Here is a 14,967-nt window from a genome sequence, read left to right as displayed (position 1 = left end):
TTTGGAAGCCTAGCCGCATGCATACAGTCGACGAAGAAGCATTGGAACATCGCCCGATTTATGCTTCGGTGGTCGACTTCATCACTGAACTACGGATTCAACGACAACTATCTGCACACACAGTAAATAATTACCAACGACAGTTAGTGGCAACAATTGAGTTGTTAGATCTTCAAACAGTGGAAGAGTTAACTGTAGCTAAAATCAAAAAATTAATTCAACAATGTAGTTTAAGTGGTCTCGCTTCGCGCAGTATCAATTTACGCTTAACTGTGATTCGAAATTTTTGCCAACATCTTGTAAGTAAAGGTTTACTTACCAATAACCCTGCAAAATCTGTTAAATCTATCAAACAAAACAAACCTTTACCCAAGCAACTGAATGTTGACGAAATGGCTGCTTTACTGGATTTTGAAGGTGACGAATTTTTAGTCGCCAGAGACAAAGCTATTTTTGAATTATTGTACGGTTGTGGAATACGGCTTTCAGAACTTACCGGATTAAATGTAAAAGACATTCTAGATTCTGGTGATTTAAGTGTGGTCGGTAAAGGCAATAAACAAAGGCGAATTCCAATTGGTGACAAGGCAAGAACTGCTCTGAAAAATTACCTTAAAGTACGCCAAGCTTACAACCCAGACACTGATCCTGAAGCCTTATTTGTCAGCAAACAGCGCAATCGATTATCCAACCGTCAAGTTGCGAATCGATTATCCCATTGGGCTAAACAGCAAACTCTTTACCAAAAGATAAGTCCTCATACATTGCGTCATTCATTCGCCACTCATGTATTAGAATCCAGTAACGATTTACGCGGCGTACAAGAATTATTAGGCCACGCTAATTTGTCGACCACGCAAGTTTATACACATTTAAACTTCCAACATCTGGCGCAGGTATATGATAAGGCCCATCCAAGAGCGAAAAAGAAGTGATAGTTTACAAATCTCTGCCCCGTATTAGCGCCATTACCTTTGATATTGACGATACTTTCTATGACAACACACCGATTATTCGAGCGGCAGAAAAATCGTTATCCAATCACATAGAGAAAACCTATCCTGCAGCGTCTGCACTAAACAAACCCGATTGGCTAAGGTTTAAAAAGGATGCTCTAGCATCCGATCCGAGTTTACAACACGATATGGGCTCCCAAAGAAAGGCCGTTTTAACCAAGGCTTTTATGCATATTCAAATGAGTCCTGAACTTATTCCAAACGCAGTAGAAGATTGCTTTACTACTTTTTATAACAAGCGAAGTGATTTTTCAGTACGCCAAGAAATAGTTGATGTACTCTCCGCGCTTGCACAACATTTTTCATTAGTTGCTATCACAAATGGTAACGTTGATTGCGAAGCTATTGGCATCAGTAACTACTTTAAACATGTTTTACATGCGGGTAAGGATGGTCGCATGAAACCAAACCCAGACATGTTTGATAAAGCCAGTAATCTTTTAGCCGTGCCACCAGCAAATATTTTGCATGTAGGTGACAATTTAGAAAAGGATGTAAAGGGTGCAATTAATGCAGGCTACAGCTCAGCTTGGTATGCAGATGATCGAAAGATGCTAATCAGCAACGAAGTACTAACAGTGTTGCCACACATTCAACTTAGATCCCTCAGCGACCTGATTCAACTTATACCTAGTTAAAAACTGCTATTGTCTGCCCGAATAATCAATGAGTCCGCTCGTTGGGTTAATTCAAGGTAACGCAAAGCGCTCATACCCAACAGAATTTCATCTTGTGGCATACCTGGATTAATTGCAGCCTCAACGTTTCGCAGAGTAATATCTCCAAGACTAAGTTCAGATATCACGGTTCGAGCGACAGTCACCGTACCATTTGCTGTTTGGGCTTGAAAACGTTGCCCTGGCACCAATCCTAGTTCATCCGCCAAATGGGAACCTACGGTAACCGAAGTTGCTCCTGTGTCGAGTAAGAAAGTGACTTCTTTGCCGTTAATCGTGCCATTGCTGACATAATGACCATAACGATTTGCTTTTAGTGTTACTTCCGCGCTGTTACCCGATACTACGGTAGTGGGATTTTGATTGGGATTATACTGACTGTCTAACATGCCCGAAAAATACATAATTAACAGGCCAAAAATAACCACCCAAGCAGCTATAAACATGCCCTTTCCCATCTTGCTTACTTCATCTTGCATTCTGTTTCAATTCCTCTCTAATTCGCAATGCGACCTAACTTCATACGTAAGTTCTTAATTTAATGACCATGAATGTCGTATTGGGTAGTGAACTCCCTGTTTTCCTGATACCGATTCAAAAAGATGCATCATGGAAAATTTACATTCAAAGCTAGGATCAATTAAAGCGCACGGCGGATTATTTTTAACTTTTCTTACCAAGGTTACATGTGGTCTGTATTCGCCCTGACGCACGTCTATATTGCAACTTCTAGCTACGCCGCTCAGGCGCTTGGCTAAGGCCTCTAATTCAGCGGTTACAGTTTTTGTTCCCAAAAACAATATCTGTGGCTTTGACCAAAAACCAAGGGTATCTAAGATTATTTCTACTTTGGGTAACTGCAGATTATCAATGCCTAAGATTAAATTTTCCAGTTGCCTTGGTTCCACACTACCCAAAAATGCTAATGTAATATGAAAATTGGCTGCTGGCACTACTTTAGGAAATTCAGGTAAGACTTTATGACGCCAATGATCAATTTGCATTTTTGTGCTTGGTGCTAAATCTAAGCCTAAAAATAAACGCATCCATTTCTCCCGATTTGTTTCGCATTGATCACAGTATGAAAAAATTCTCAGTGTTTCAACTTCTCACTGAAAACACTAGTTACATTCTTTGATTGTAGTTTTTAGGATAAGTTGCGATAGTTACATTCGACAGAATAATCCAATAAAAGAGTATAAAATGAAAAAATTGATCGCTATCTGCGCTCTCCTTTTAAGCTGGCATTTACAAGCGCAAGTTGCCTTAGATTATCAAACCCCTCCCGAGGAAATTAATAATCTTGTGGATGTCAAATTAGCGCCCGCAACTTTGATCGACGATAAACGCGAATACATGGTCTTACTCTATCGTAATACCTACAAGTCTATCGCAGAATTATCAGAAAAAGAGATGCGTCTCGCAGGTTTACGCATTAATCCTAAAACCAATATTGGAAGCCGCGTAACATTTTATAACGATGTGCAAATTCAAAAAGTAGGTGAAAGTAAAGCAATCGATGTTAAGGGCTTACCAGAAACACCTAGGTTGACTAATTTTAGATGGTCACCTGACCAACGTTATATAGCATTGACCAACACAACATCAACCGGCACTGAGCTTTGGTTGCTTGATATTCATAACGCTAAAGCCAAGCGACTGTTAAAACAAGCCGATATCAATGCAAATATGGGAGACACCATTAATTGGTTTGCCGACAGTAAAGCATTATTAGTTAAACGTATTCCAGCTAAAAAACAGGGATTGATTGACACTGCTGAGTCAGTTCCTCAAGGCCCAACAATCTCCGTAAGCGATGGTAAGAAAGCGCAAAACCGCACTTATCAAGATTTGTTGAAAAATAAAGATGATGAATTTAATTTTGAGCAACTTGCACTTTCAGAATTACATCGCGTTACGCTTAAAGGTAAAAGCAGTAAATGGTTAGATGTGGGAATGTATGGTGATGTCAGTGTGTCTCCTGATGGGGAATATGTGTTGGTCACCCAATATAAAAAGCCTTTTTCTTACTTGGTACCTTACCGACGTTTTCCTCACGATATAAACGCTTACACCAAAAATGCAAAAATGGTCAGTACCATTGAATCTGTGCCACTTCTTGAAGATTTACCCAAAGGCTTTATGGCTACCCGCCAAGGAAAACGCAATATTCAGTGGCGACAAGATATGCCAGCAACATTGGCTTATGCAGTAGCTCTGGACGAGGGCGATCCTGAAAAGCAAGTTGATTACCGAGATGAGTTTTTTATTCTTGAAGCACCTTTCAATCAAGCACCCACTAGTTTGTTTAAAACCATTAATCGGTTTTACAGCGTGACTTGGGGTAACGACAACAATGCCATAGCCTATGATTATTGGTGGAATACCCGTAATACCAAAACTTATTGGTTTGATCCTTCAACGCCTGAAACCCCGGTAAAAGTCATTAATGACCGTAATTATCAAGACAGATACAGTGATCCTGGTAATTTTGTTACTTCACCCAATAATTTTGGTCGTGATGTTCTAGCAATGAAAGATGAAAATCTGTTTCTACTTGGAGATGGATATTCTGAAAAAGGCCAATTTCCCTTTGTCGATAAATTCAATTTGGACAGTGGTGAAACAACAAGGTTATATCAATCAAGCTATTCCGATAAAATTGAAAATCTGAATGATTTTGATGTTGAAAATCAGCAATTGTTGGTGCGAATTGAATCTAAGAACGAATATCCTAATTACTACTTCCGTAATCTAGAAAAAGGTACCCTAGTACAATTAACCGATTTTGAGAATCCGTTTGAAAGCCTAGAAAGCGTTAAAAAAGAAGTGATATCTTATCAACGCGAAGATGGCTTAGACCTATCGGCTACCTTGTATTTGCCGTTGGATTATGAAGAAGGTAAGCGTTATCCAATGATATTGTGGGCTTATCCTCGCGAATATAAAGATAAATCAAGTGCTGGCCAAAACACACAAAATCCAAACGAATTTACTTATCCATTTTGGGGGTCGCCTATTTATTGGGTAACTCGTGGATACGTTGTACTGGATGACGCTTCATTTCCTATCGTCGGTGAAGGTGACGAGGAGCCCAATGATAGCTTTAGAACCCAGTTAGTTGCCAACGCCAAAGCCGCTATTGATACTCTAGATCAACGAGGAATTATTGATCCCGAGCGTGTAGCGGTTGGAGGACATAGTTATGGCGCTTTCATGGTTGCAAATTTGCTCAGCCATTCAGATTTATTTGCCGCAGGCATAGCCCGAAGCGGTGCTTATAACCGTACCTTGACCCCCTTTGGTTTCCAATCTGAAGAGAGAACCTATTGGGAAGCCCCCGAAGTCTATTACAGCATGTCTCCTTTCATGCATGCGGATAAAATGAAAACGCCTTTACTATTGATTCATGGCGAAGCAGACAATAATTCTGGCACTTATCCACTGCAAAGTGAGCGTTACTTTAATGCTCTTAAAGGATTGGGTGCAACAGCACGTTTGGTGATGCTACCAAAAGAATCCCATGGCTATAGAGCCAAAGAAAGTATCTTACACCTGTTATGGGAACAAGATGCTTGGTTGGAAAAATATGTGAAGAACAAGGACAAAAAGGACGATTAAATTTGAGCTATAAAGTCCCTGATGTAGCCAATGAAATACTATTTGAAGAGAAAAAAAGTAAATTTCATGGCTATGCCAGTTTAGCTAAATCGCGCGCTGAGGCACTTAATGCAGTGTCTCTCTGCCAACAGAAATATCCAGACGCCCGACATCATTGTTGGGCGTATTTGTTGGGCGATCCTAAACAGCCTAAAAGTGTCGCAATGTCAGACGATGGCGAACCCTCTGGCACAGCGGGAAAACCCATTTTAAATGTGCTCCAACACAATGACGTGGGTGATATCGTTATTGTTGTAAGCCGATATTTTGGTGGCATCAAATTGGGTGCCGGCGGCCTAGTGCGCGCCTATTCGAACACTGCAAACCAAGTACTACTGAGTTTATCTACCGCCAACTTTGTGGCCACAGAACTCACAAAAGTCGAGGTGGATTTTAGTCATGAAAATGATCTTCGCCACTGGTTACAACAACATAATTGTGAAATTGATCAGGTAAATTATTCATCTAAAGTACAAATCGCAGCGTATATACCTGTAGATTTAGTTAAGGAGTTCAATGCTTTTGCCCAGTTTCACCACCGATAGAAATCTTTTATTCAAATTCCTTTGTTTGGTCACTTTAATTGTTTTAGCTTTATCACTCTCATCTTGTGCAAACAATGATTGGCAAACAGCCTCCAGAGAGCCCGCTGGAATCGCACCAGATCCAGAGAAAGTGAAAGATGCAGTGATCGAATTCTATGCCGCAGATGCCTTTAGTTGGCGTGGTTGGTTCGCGATGCATACTTGGGTTGCAATTAAGCGAAAGAATGCAGAAGAATACAAGGTCTATGAAGTAGTAGGCTGGCGAGTTGATCGAGGATTGCCAGCGTTGCGGGAATATACGACGAAATATCCAGATAGATATTGGTATGGTGCAAAACCAGAAAAGTTTGTATCAATCATAGGTAAAGATGCAGAAATTTTATTACCTCAGATTGAAAAATATGCCGCAGAGTATCCTTGGGCCAATGAATATACCCTAGTACCCGGCCCAAATAGCAATACTTTCCCTGCTTGGTTGGGTTTGAAAATTCCCGCCTTAGCCGTAGATATGCCGTTTAGTGCTATCGGTAGTGGCTACGCAGATTCAGAAGAATAAATGGAGAAAATTTAAAAATGTCGAATGATACTTATACCCCACCTAAAATTTGGACGTGGGATAAAGCCAGCGGTGGAAAATTTGCTAATATCAATCGCCCCATATCAGGCAGTACTCATGAACAAGAACTGCCCAAAGGAGAGCATAAGTTTCAACTTTATTCTTTGGCGACCCCTAACGGTGTAAAAGCCACCATTATGTTTGAAGAGCTATTAGAATTAGGCATTTCAGAAGCTGAATATGACGCCTGGCTAATCAATATCTCCGAAGGTGATCAATTTGGTTCTGGTTTTGTTAGCGCCAATCCGAATTCTAAAATTCCAGCATTGTTTGATTACACATCAGGAACAGCTGTAAGAGTGTTTGAATCAGGTAGCATTTTAATGCACCTGGCAGAAAAATTTGGTCAATTTTTGCCTACTTCAGGGCCTCCGCGAACAGAAACTATAAACTGGTTAATGTGGCAAATGGGCAGTGCTCCCTTCCTAGGTGGCGGATTCGGACACTTTTATGCTTATGCACCAGAAAAATATGAATACCCGATAAATCGATATGCCATGGAAGTAAAACGCCAACTTGATGTGTTAGATAAACAACTTGCGAATAACGAATTTATCGCCGGTGATCATTACAGCATAGCGGATATGGCGATTTGGCCATGGTACGGTCTAATGGCCCAAAGTAAGCTGTACGAAGCAGGTGAATTTTTACAAGTTCAGGAATATACTCATCTTAAACGCTGGACCGATCAACTAGCCGCTCGACCTGGCGTCAAACGCGGAAAGCTGGTGAATAAAATATGGGGCGATGATGAGTTTCAACTTAAAGAGCGACATAGCGCAAAAGACTTTGAAGGCAAGGTCTAGTTCGATACAATTGAATACGCTGGTGATCACCAGCGTTGGCTTTGCGAGTAACCCAATATGAAGTTAATTTTAATTCCAATCAGCTTGTTGTTTTTATTTGCATGCTCGCAAAATACCGAAACATCCAAAAAACCTTTAAGCGTTGACGAAAAAGATTTAGCGCTATACTGGATAGCCGACAACAACGGCCACTTCCTCATAGACCGTAACGCATTATCAAATATAAGCTCGCCCGGCTGGGTTGAAGTCAGCTATGTCATAGACGAACAGGGCAACGTGCAGGAATTAACGTTAATTGCGTCTGATGAAAAACAGCAATGGAATAGTATCGCATTACAGGGCATCGAATCTTTGCACTATCAAGCAACCGAACAAAACCCCGAGCAACGGCAGGTTCAAGTTACTCGCAAATTAGTCTTTAACATGGCGTCGAAGTAGTTTTCCGCTATCCCTAGAGAACTATTCGTAATCCGTTGCTTAGCAGGGGATAGCGGCATTCGCCGCTATGACGTTTGGTATGATATTTCGTCTCCCCGTGTGAAACAGCCGTCATCCCGTGCGAATCAATCGTCATCCCGTGCGAAATAGCCGTCATCCCGTGCTCGACACGGGAACTCCCAACAAGACATTAGCAAATTACAAATTACGTGCCGTACCTGAAACCGACACCGGACTACCTTTCTCATCGGATAAACTTACATGGATGATAGACGGAGCACCCATATCTTCTCCTTGGCGAATAGTAAACTTGCCACCATGAGGCCAATCTATGTCTCGCAGGTAGCCAGCAAAAGCTGCCGCTGCTGCGCCAGTTGCGGGATCTTCCAATACGCCACCCGAGGCAAACGCATTACGCACTATAAATTCTTGGGGATTTTCTATGTAGACCAACATCACAGTTACAAGTCCTAACTTATCCATTAACAACTTACCCGCTTGCAACGAATAATCTATATTGGCTAGTGTACTTCTGTCGTTAAGTGCAAGCACAATATGGTTAGATCCACCGTGAATAAAAGCAGGGGATAATGTTTCTGATAAATCAGTCGTTGTAAGAGAGAATAATGCTAAAACTTCAGTCAATTCTTGTTCAGTGACATTTCGACTGTTAGTCGGGGGAGAGGTTAGCGTGGCAGTAATTCCACTTGACGTTTTTTCAGTAGTAACCGAAATTTGTGCATCGTTGATGGTCAGCTGATATTCACCAGGACCAGCTTCTTCACCGAGCGCCGCGCCCAATGCAATAGTAGCATGACCACAAAAAGGCACTTCAGATTCAGGCGAGAAATACCTTACCCGCCACGCAGATTTATCTTCGTTTATCGGATATGCAAATGCAGTCTCGGAATATCCTACCTCGGCAGCAATCTTGCGCATACTCGCTTCATCAAGCGCTTCTTTACCTAAAACCACACCGGCGGGGTTACCTCCTTCCGCTCCATTACTAAATGCTGCTACACGTTGTACGTTCATCGCCTGTCCTCAAAAAAGTAAATAACTTAACAAGTTGACCTACGCAGAGTATCTAAACTTTCAAAAAGTTAAAAACATTGCTTCTATTTGCACCAGTTAGGAACAAAATCTTGATTTTAATTGAACCAAATTGGACCAGTTGGTCTGCTTTTTATTTGGTTTTTAAATTAAGCTATTGATTTATATTGAATTTAAATTTTGGCTTGTTTTGTGCGTGATTAATTTTTACTCGCATCACTTAGTAAACAAAGTAATGCAAAAAAATTCCTGACTAGATTACATTCAAAATAAGCGAGGAAGTATATGGATATAGGTGTATTTATTCCCATCGGTAACAATGGTTGGCTAATTTCCAAAACTTCACCTCAATACAAACCCACTTTCGACCTGAACAAAGAAATAGTCATCAAAGCAGAAGAATACGGCTTAGATTTTGCGCTTTCTATGATCAAGTTACGTGGTTTTGGCGGTGAAACCGAGTTTTGGGATTACAATTTAGAGTCATTTACCTTAATGGCAGGACTTGCCGCGGTTACTTCAAAAATCCAACTTTATGCAACTGCCGCTACCCTAGTTATGCCACCGGCAATTATGGCGCGAATGGCGACTACCATAGATTCCATTTCCCATGGGCGCTTTGGAGTAAATCTTATTACTGGATGGCAGCGTCCTGAATATTCTCAAATGGGTATGTGGCCTGGAGACGAATTTTTCGGTAATCGATATGAGTATCTGGACGAGTATATCCAAGTAGTCACCGAGCTATGGGAAACCGGTCAAAGCGACTTTAAGGGTGATCATTTCCAAATGGATGACTGCCGAATGTTGCCTAAGCCGTCACGTAAAATCCCCATTATCTGTGCAGGCCAAAGTGCTGCGGGCATGGCATTTACCGCTAAACACGCGGATTATAATTTTTGTTTCGGCAAGGGATTAAACACTCCAACAGCTTTTGCGCCTACGGCAGAAAGACTTATCGAGGCTGCTGATAAAGCGGGACGCAAAGTAGGTTCTACAGTGCTTATTATGATAATCGCCGACGAAACCGACGAAAAAGCTATGGCGAAATGGCAAAGCTACAAAGATGGTAAAGATCAAGCGGCATTAGATTGGATGGCTGAACAAGGCGCAGTAGATAAAAAGTCGGGGAAAGATACCAATGTGCGTGATATGACCAATCCAACGTCTGCGGTTAACCTGAATATGGGCACCCTTGTGGGTTCTTATGAAAGTGTGGCAGCTATGATGGATGAAATTGCCACTGTGCCTGGTTGTGAAGGCGTGCTACTTACTTTTGATGATTTTATTCAGGGCATGGATGATTTTGGCAATAAAATTCAGCCGTTGATGAAATCAAGACAACATCTGTATAGTTCTTCGGGAGCGGCTTAATGTCTGTAGGCAAGCCGTTAGATGTTGCGGGTTATTTTGCGGATGAAAATAAATCAAATGCTGAGGCATTGGTACTTCCCGCTAAACCAGAGCCCCTGTTATTCACTGCGTCTGAAACTGCATTAATCGTGGTCGATTTACAAAATGCCTATGCCAGTAAAAATGGGTATCTTGATAAAGCAGGCTTTGATGTATCCACTACTGGGCCCGTAATTGAAAGTACCTTAAAGGCTATTCAAAAGGCCCGAGAAGTAAACATACCCGTGGTATTTTTTCAGAATGGATGGGATCCGCAATATCAAGAAGCCGGCGGGCCTGGATCGCCCAACTGGTATAAATCAAACGCATTGAAAACCATGCGCAAACAACCTGAACTAGAAGGAAGTTTATTGGCCAAGGGTACCTGGGATTATCAACTTGTGGATCAATTAACGCCGCAACCCAATGATATGGTGATCCCAAAGACTCGCTACAGTGGTTTTTATAACACCAACCTCGACAGCATGTTACGCAGTCGAGGAATTCGCAATTTGGTGTTTACCGGTATCGCCACTAATGTTTGCGTGGAATCAACCATAAGAGATGGCTTCTTTTTAGAGTATTTCTGTGTGATTTTATCAGATGCTACCTATCAAGCGGGTCCTCCGGAGATTCATCTAGCTTCACTTTTTAACATCGAAACCTTTTTTGGCTGGGTCGCCAATGTTGAAGATTTTTGTCGCACTCTAACTAATTCGCATTAATATCAATTACAAATAAGGACAACGGATATGAGCAAAAAATCCATCATTCCAGAAGGTACAAGTAAACCTATTGCCCCTTATGTACCTGGCTCTATGGCTGATAATATTTTGTATGTTTCGGGCACTTTACCGTTTGATAAAGACAACAACGTTGTCCATGTCGGGGACGCCGAAGCCCAAACACGTCATGTGTTAGAAACTATTAAAAGCGTGATTGAAACCGCTGGCGGTACAATGGACGATGTTACCTTTAACTCTATTTTCATTACTGATTGGGCAAATTATGCCGCAGTAAACAAAGTCTACGCGGAGTATTTCCCCGGAGAAAAACCCGCTCGCTATTGTATTCAATCTGGTTTAGTTAAGCCCGACGCGCTTATCGAAATTGCAAGTATTGCTCACATTGGATAGAGGATATTTTATAGGTTGGCTAAATGTATTTTGAATGGCATGGCGTAAATGATCCTAAGGCGCCAGTATTAGCTTTTAGTTCTGGCCTTGGTGGGTCTGCAAACTTTTGGAAACCCCAATTAGATTCATTTAAAAGCCGTTTTAGAATATTGCTTTATGATCATTTAGGTACGGGCAGAAGTCCAGCTAAGCTACCCTCCGACTACAGCATAAAACATATGGCCAATGAATTTATTGGTCTTGTTGACAAGCTTGAGGTAGATAACTGTCATTTTGTAGGACATGCGGTTGGGGGGTTAGTAGGATTAGAAGCTGCCCTTTTGCGTCCCGAAATGATAAAAAGTTTAGCACTGGTCAACGCGTGGAGTAGTCCAAATCCTCATACTCTGCGTTGTTTCGATATTAGAAAAGCTATTTTGGCAAATTGTTCTCCATCAGTATTCTTGCAGATGCAAGCCCTATTGCTATACCCACCTGATTGGATATCAGAAAATATTGAGATGCTCCAAGAAGAAGAAAAGCATATGCTAACAAAGTTTCCTGACACTGATAATTTGTTGGCAAGAATTCACGCACTAAGTATATTTGATGTTGAAAATCAGTTAGAAAAAATCAATATAGACTGTTTGGTCTTAGCCAATAAAGACGACCTGTTGGTCCCTTGGCAGCGTTCACAAATTTTGGCCAATAAATTACCAAACGCCAAAATGATTGTAATGGAATATGGTGGCCATGCATCATCGGTGACTGTACCCGGATTATTTAACCCTATTATCGAATCTTATCTGGTTTCGCATGTAGCAAACCAATAAAGTTAAACTAAGAGAAATTTAGAAATGACAGAACCACTAAATGACGCAGCATTAGCACAATTATTCACTGAAGCGCATACTCATACCAGCTGGCTTGATAGAGCCATTCCTCAACAAATACTGACACAACTTTATGACTTAACCAAACTCGGGCCGACGTCTGCTAACTGCTGCCCTGCCCGTTTTGTTTTTCTACTATCCGAAGAATCCATCGAAAAACTCAAGCCCTGTTTGTCCAGTGGTAATCTTGAACAGACAATATCTGCACCTTGCACTGTGATAGTGGCATACGATAGCGAGTTTTATGAACAATTACCGACCTTATTTCCTTATGCAGACGCAAAAAGCTGGTTCACTTCAAGTCCAGAGGCGGCTCATGAAACCGCAATGCGCAATAGTTCATTACAAGGTGCCTACTTTATTTGCGCTGCAAGAGCGCTAGGTCTTGATTCAGGCGCCATGTCAGGATTTGACGCCGAGTTATTAAATAAAACCTTTTTTTCCGACAGTACTTGGAAAGTTAACTTCTTGATAAATTTGGGATATGGAGATAATGAAAAGGTGCATAAACGATTACCACGACTTAGTTTTGATGAAGCCTGCCAGATTTTATAACTGCCAGATATTATAAGTAATACAGAGATTTATTATGCCAAAAACCCTATTAACTGATGTAAATGAAACGCCTAAGAGCATATCACCAGAAGCCTTTCGAGATGGCATGGCCGGACTAGCTGGTGCGGTAAACATAGTCACGACTCAATGGGAAGGAACACCTGCTGGTTTTACTGCCACAGCCGTTTGTAGCGTTAGTGACAATCCTGCCACCTTGTTAGTGTGTTTAAATCGAAGTGCTTCTGTGCATCAGGTATTTAGCCAGTCTACACACCTTGCAATTAACACCTTAACCAAGGGCCAACAAGCGCTATCAAACGTATTTGGTGGCAAAGCTCCGATGCCAGACAGGTTTGCTTTAGGAAGTTGGGAAACCCTTGAAACAGGTTCACCTGTATTAGCCGATGCTGCGGTGACGTTCGATTGCATCATAACCGAGATTAAAAGTGTTGCTACCCATGACGTAATTTTCTGCCAAGTACAGGCAATAAAACAAAATCCCAGTGCCGGCGCCCTGCTCTACTTTCAGCGCAGCTATCGAGAGTTAGATTAAGCTTTAATCTCCACTATCCTGTAACACATTTTGTTGCATGGATTCACATGGCATAGTGCAATGGGGTTTGCCAACGATTTTCGCCGGTACACCTACCACGGTTACGCACGCAGGCACATTGTTTAGTACTACACTACCCGCGCCAACTTTTGAGCCTCTTCCAATCTCAATATTACCCAGTAGTTTAGCGCCTGAACCTATCATTACGCCTTGACGTACTTTCGGGTGTCTATCCCCTTGTTCGTTACCTGTACCACCAAGTGTTACATTTTGCAGAATCGACACATTGTCTTCTACCACTGCCGTTTCCCCGATAACGATACCTGTAGCGTGATCAAGCATTACCCCTTTGCCAATTTTGGCTGCAGGATGAATATCTACGGCAAAAACCTCTGAGCTTCTACTTTGTAGAAATAACGCAAGTTCTTTACGTCCCTTTTGCCACAGATAATAGGCTAATCTGTGTACTTGAAGCGCTTGATAGCCTTTAAAATGTGAGATCACTGGAAGATAGGTAGATACCGCAGGGTCACGCACCACAGAAGCCTGCGCGTCGATAATAGCAGCTTCTACCATTTCAGGATTGAGCAAGTAAGCTTCATCAAACATCTCACTTACCGCCATGGCTGGCATTACATCGTCACTTATTTTGTTAGATAAAATAAAACTCAGCGAGGTCTCGAAATTGTGGTGGCTCAACACACAAGCATGTAAATAACTGGCTAAAAGGGGTTCTTTGTCTGCAACTTCCTTTGCTTCGCTTTTTAAAGCTTTCCAAAATTCTTCACTACTGAGCGGCTGAGGCATATTGATCTTCCGATGGCGCGGTTTTACTGTTTAACCTTGACTAATAGTAGGCATATAAGGGTAAAGATCAAATTTTCAATGAGAATTGCGATGTTTAATAATCAATAAAAGATAAAACGCCAAGCATTATCTGATGGGATAATGCTTGGTTAGGAAGGAATTAACTTTTACTTTTATTCAGCTTCTGATTCACTTTTACCAAAAGTTGTTGAATCTCTTCACGGCGGTATTTGTCTGCTAAAGGACGAGTGGCTCTGTCTGGCGCAGCTAGCGCATTGGTGAGATGCTTAAGAGCTTTATCATATTGCTTTTCGTCAAACAAATATTCACCGTAAAAATAATTAGGGTCAATACCATCAGGATTTAATGCAATAGCTTTTTCTAGCATTTCTTTAGCTTCATCATCATCACCAAAGCCCAATGGCCATCCTGGAACCTTGTGATAAAGTGTACCTAAACTTGTATAAGCAGAACCATCTAACGCCTTTTCATCTAATTTAAGGGCTTTTTCTAGAGAATCTCTTGCGGCCTTCGCTAATGAAAGCGCGCCAAGTCCTCCTTTGGCCCCAGCATAACTAGATTGAATAATCCCTTGCCAAATAAGGGGTTCAGATTTGTTTGGATAATTCGCTACAAAACTTGAAGCTTGGGCTAATAGTTTTTCAAATGCTTGTTCTTGTGCATCATCTTGTAAGGTGTAATTCACCTTTGCCCATTGATGCTGAATGGTCAATAATTCATCGTCAAACGACACTTGCAATGAACCACCCTCGGTAGCTATCGCTGACAACGATAACCCAATTGATACAATAAACAAACTCAATAATTTTACAATTTTCAT

General features: G+C 41.4%; 18 protein-coding genes. 13 read left to right on the top strand and 5 right to left on the bottom strand.

Features of this window, described 5'->3' with window-relative positions:
• Positions 1–17 precede the first annotated feature (17 nt).
• Complete coding sequence (locus ACNKW3_RS04875) at positions 18–935, top strand: tyrosine recombinase XerC (protein ID WP_427398144.1); 918 nt, start codon at positions 18–20, stop codon at positions 933–935.
• Positions 932–1,654, top strand: coding sequence for an HAD-IA family hydrolase (locus ACNKW3_RS04870; protein WP_427398143.1), 723 nt, complete (start codon positions 932–934; stop codon positions 1,652–1,654). Before ACNKW3_RS04875 ends, ACNKW3_RS04870 begins: the two co-directional genes overlap by 4 nt.
• On the opposite strand, the gene ACNKW3_RS04865 is transcribed toward ACNKW3_RS04870, so the two are convergent.
• Together ACNKW3_RS04865 and thpR are read right to left on the bottom strand one after the other, a co-directional pair.
• Complete coding sequence (locus tag ACNKW3_RS04865) at positions 1,651–2,172, bottom strand: retropepsin-like aspartic protease family protein (protein WP_427398142.1); 522 nt, start codon at positions 2,170–2,172, stop codon at positions 1,651–1,653. The two genes, ACNKW3_RS04870 and ACNKW3_RS04865, sit on opposite strands and share 4 nt — an antisense overlap.
• Before the next feature lie 54 nt (positions 2,173–2,226).
• Positions 2,227–2,739, bottom strand: a complete 513-nt coding sequence (thpR, locus tag ACNKW3_RS04860) for an RNA 2',3'-cyclic phosphodiesterase (RefSeq protein ID WP_427398141.1) — start codon at positions 2,737–2,739, stop codon at positions 2,227–2,229.
• A gap of 157 nt (positions 2,740–2,896) precedes the next feature.
• Here thpR and ACNKW3_RS04855 point away from each other — a divergent pair, with 157 nt between their 5' ends.
• From ACNKW3_RS04855 to ACNKW3_RS04835, 5 genes are read left to right on the top strand one after another with little or no spacing between them, the layout of a single operon-like run.
• Positions 2,897–5,314 carry an alpha/beta hydrolase family protein gene (locus ACNKW3_RS04855; protein ID WP_427398140.1) on the top strand — a complete coding sequence of 806 codons (2,418 nt, stop codon included), beginning with the start codon at positions 2,897–2,899 and terminating at the stop codon, positions 5,312–5,314.
• A 2-nt stretch (positions 5,315–5,316) separates the two neighbouring features.
• Positions 5,317–5,898 carry an IMPACT family protein gene (locus tag ACNKW3_RS04850; protein ID WP_427398139.1) on the top strand — a complete coding sequence of 194 codons (582 nt, stop codon included), beginning with the start codon at positions 5,317–5,319 and terminating at the stop codon, positions 5,896–5,898.
• Entirely contained in the window at positions 5,870–6,454 is a 585-nt protein-coding gene (locus ACNKW3_RS04845; protein ID WP_427398138.1) for a DUF3750 domain-containing protein, read from the top strand. Before ACNKW3_RS04850 ends, ACNKW3_RS04845 begins: the two co-directional genes overlap by 29 nt.
• 17 nt (positions 6,455–6,471) lie before the next feature.
• The gene (yghU, locus tag ACNKW3_RS04840) at positions 6,472–7,320 is read left to right on the top strand and encodes a glutathione-dependent disulfide-bond oxidoreductase (protein WP_427398137.1); all 849 of its coding nucleotides are present in this window, start codon (positions 6,472–6,474) and stop codon (positions 7,318–7,320) included.
• Between the two features lie 57 nt (positions 7,321–7,377).
• A complete protein-coding gene (locus ACNKW3_RS04835) occupies positions 7,378–7,758 on the top strand; it encodes an energy transducer TonB (protein ID WP_427398136.1) in 381 nt (126 codons plus the stop codon).
• 198 nt (positions 7,759–7,956) lie between these two features.
• Here the strand turns inward: ACNKW3_RS04835 and ACNKW3_RS04830 are convergent, their stop codons facing one another.
• Positions 7,957–8,793 carry a PhzF family phenazine biosynthesis protein gene (locus ACNKW3_RS04830; RefSeq protein WP_427398135.1) on the bottom strand — a complete coding sequence of 279 codons (837 nt, stop codon included), beginning with the start codon at positions 8,791–8,793 and terminating at the stop codon, positions 7,957–7,959.
• A 303-nt stretch (positions 8,794–9,096) separates the two neighbouring features.
• Between ACNKW3_RS04830 and rutA the strand changes: the two genes are divergently transcribed.
• From rutA to ACNKW3_RS04800, 6 genes are read left to right on the top strand one after another with little or no spacing between them, the layout of a single operon-like run.
• The gene (rutA, locus tag ACNKW3_RS04825; protein WP_427398134.1) at positions 9,097–10,185 is read left to right on the top strand and encodes a pyrimidine utilization protein A; all 1,089 of its coding nucleotides are present in this window, start codon (positions 9,097–9,099) and stop codon (positions 10,183–10,185) included.
• On the top strand, positions 10,185–10,928 hold the full coding sequence (rutB, locus tag ACNKW3_RS04820; protein ID WP_427398133.1) for a pyrimidine utilization protein B: 744 nt from the start codon (positions 10,185–10,187) through the stop codon (positions 10,926–10,928). The genes rutA and rutB overlap by 1 nt, the downstream gene beginning before the upstream one ends.
• A gap of 27 nt (positions 10,929–10,955) precedes the next feature.
• A complete protein-coding gene (gene rutC / locus ACNKW3_RS04815; protein ID WP_427398132.1) occupies positions 10,956–11,339 on the top strand; it encodes a pyrimidine utilization protein C in 384 nt (127 codons plus the stop codon).
• Between the two features lie 23 nt (positions 11,340–11,362).
• Positions 11,363–12,151 (top strand): pyrimidine utilization protein D, encoded by a 789-nt coding sequence (rutD, locus tag ACNKW3_RS04810; protein WP_427398131.1) that lies wholly within the window; start codon positions 11,363–11,365, stop codon positions 12,149–12,151.
• A 24-nt stretch (positions 12,152–12,175) separates the two neighbouring features.
• A complete protein-coding gene (locus ACNKW3_RS04805; RefSeq protein ID WP_427398130.1) occupies positions 12,176–12,766 on the top strand; it encodes a malonic semialdehyde reductase in 591 nt (196 codons plus the stop codon).
• 34 nt (positions 12,767–12,800) lie between these two features.
• Positions 12,801–13,319: a flavin reductase gene (locus ACNKW3_RS04800; RefSeq protein ID WP_427398129.1), complete on the top strand. Its 519-nt coding sequence runs from the start codon at positions 12,801–12,803 to the stop codon at positions 13,317–13,319.
• A 3-nt stretch (positions 13,320–13,322) separates the two neighbouring features.
• Here ACNKW3_RS04800 and cysE read toward each other — a convergent pair whose 3' ends face one another.
• Positions 13,323–14,126 (bottom strand): serine O-acetyltransferase, encoded by an 804-nt coding sequence (gene cysE, locus ACNKW3_RS04795; protein ID WP_427398128.1) that lies wholly within the window; start codon positions 14,124–14,126, stop codon positions 13,323–13,325.
• A 160-nt stretch (positions 14,127–14,286) separates the two neighbouring features.
• The gene (locus ACNKW3_RS04790) at positions 14,287–14,967 is read right to left on the bottom strand and encodes a tetratricopeptide repeat protein (RefSeq protein WP_427398127.1); all 681 of its coding nucleotides are present in this window, start codon (positions 14,965–14,967) and stop codon (positions 14,287–14,289) included.

It is taken from the genome of Glaciecola sp. 1036 (assembly GCF_050306235.1).
Lineage (GTDB): Bacteria > Pseudomonadota > Gammaproteobacteria > Enterobacterales > Alteromonadaceae > Glaciecola.
Note: the sequence above shows the minus strand (reverse complement) of the source record. Positions and strands in the feature narration are given on the sequence as shown.

Coding starts and splice junctions, on each gene's coding strand:
- ACNKW3_RS04875 (WP_427398144.1), top strand. CDS start 18: ATGCATACAGTCGACGAAGAAGCATTGGAACATCGCCCGATTTATGCT.
- ACNKW3_RS04865 (WP_427398142.1), bottom strand. CDS start 2,172: ATGCAAGATGAAGTAAGCAAGATGGGAAAGGGCATGTTTATAGCTGCT.
- thpR (WP_427398141.1), bottom strand. CDS start 2,739: ATGCGTTTATTTTTAGGCTTAGATTTAGCACCAAGCACAAAAATGCAA.
- ACNKW3_RS04855 (WP_427398140.1), top strand. CDS start 2,897: ATGAAAAAATTGATCGCTATCTGCGCTCTCCTTTTAAGCTGGCATTTA.
- ACNKW3_RS04845 (WP_427398138.1), top strand. CDS start 5,870: ATGCTTTTGCCCAGTTTCACCACCGATAGAAATCTTTTATTCAAATTC.
- yghU (WP_427398137.1), top strand. CDS start 6,472: ATGTCGAATGATACTTATACCCCACCTAAAATTTGGACGTGGGATAAA.
- ACNKW3_RS04835 (WP_427398136.1), top strand. CDS start 7,378: ATGAAGTTAATTTTAATTCCAATCAGCTTGTTGTTTTTATTTGCATGC.
- ACNKW3_RS04830 (WP_427398135.1), bottom strand. CDS start 8,793: ATGAACGTACAACGTGTAGCAGCATTTAGTAATGGAGCGGAAGGAGGT.
- rutA (WP_427398134.1), top strand. CDS start 9,097: ATGGATATAGGTGTATTTATTCCCATCGGTAACAATGGTTGGCTAATT.
- rutB (WP_427398133.1), top strand. CDS start 10,185: ATGTCTGTAGGCAAGCCGTTAGATGTTGCGGGTTATTTTGCGGATGAA.
- rutC (WP_427398132.1), top strand. CDS start 10,956: ATGAGCAAAAAATCCATCATTCCAGAAGGTACAAGTAAACCTATTGCC.
- rutD (WP_427398131.1), top strand. CDS start 11,363: ATGTATTTTGAATGGCATGGCGTAAATGATCCTAAGGCGCCAGTATTA.
- ACNKW3_RS04805 (WP_427398130.1), top strand. CDS start 12,176: ATGACAGAACCACTAAATGACGCAGCATTAGCACAATTATTCACTGAA.
- ACNKW3_RS04800 (WP_427398129.1), top strand. CDS start 12,801: ATGCCAAAAACCCTATTAACTGATGTAAATGAAACGCCTAAGAGCATA.
- cysE (WP_427398128.1), bottom strand. CDS start 14,126: ATGCCTCAGCCGCTCAGTAGTGAAGAATTTTGGAAAGCTTTAAAAAGC.
- ACNKW3_RS04790 (WP_427398127.1), bottom strand. CDS start 14,967: ATGAAAATTGTAAAATTATTGAGTTTGTTTATTGTATCAATTGGGTTA.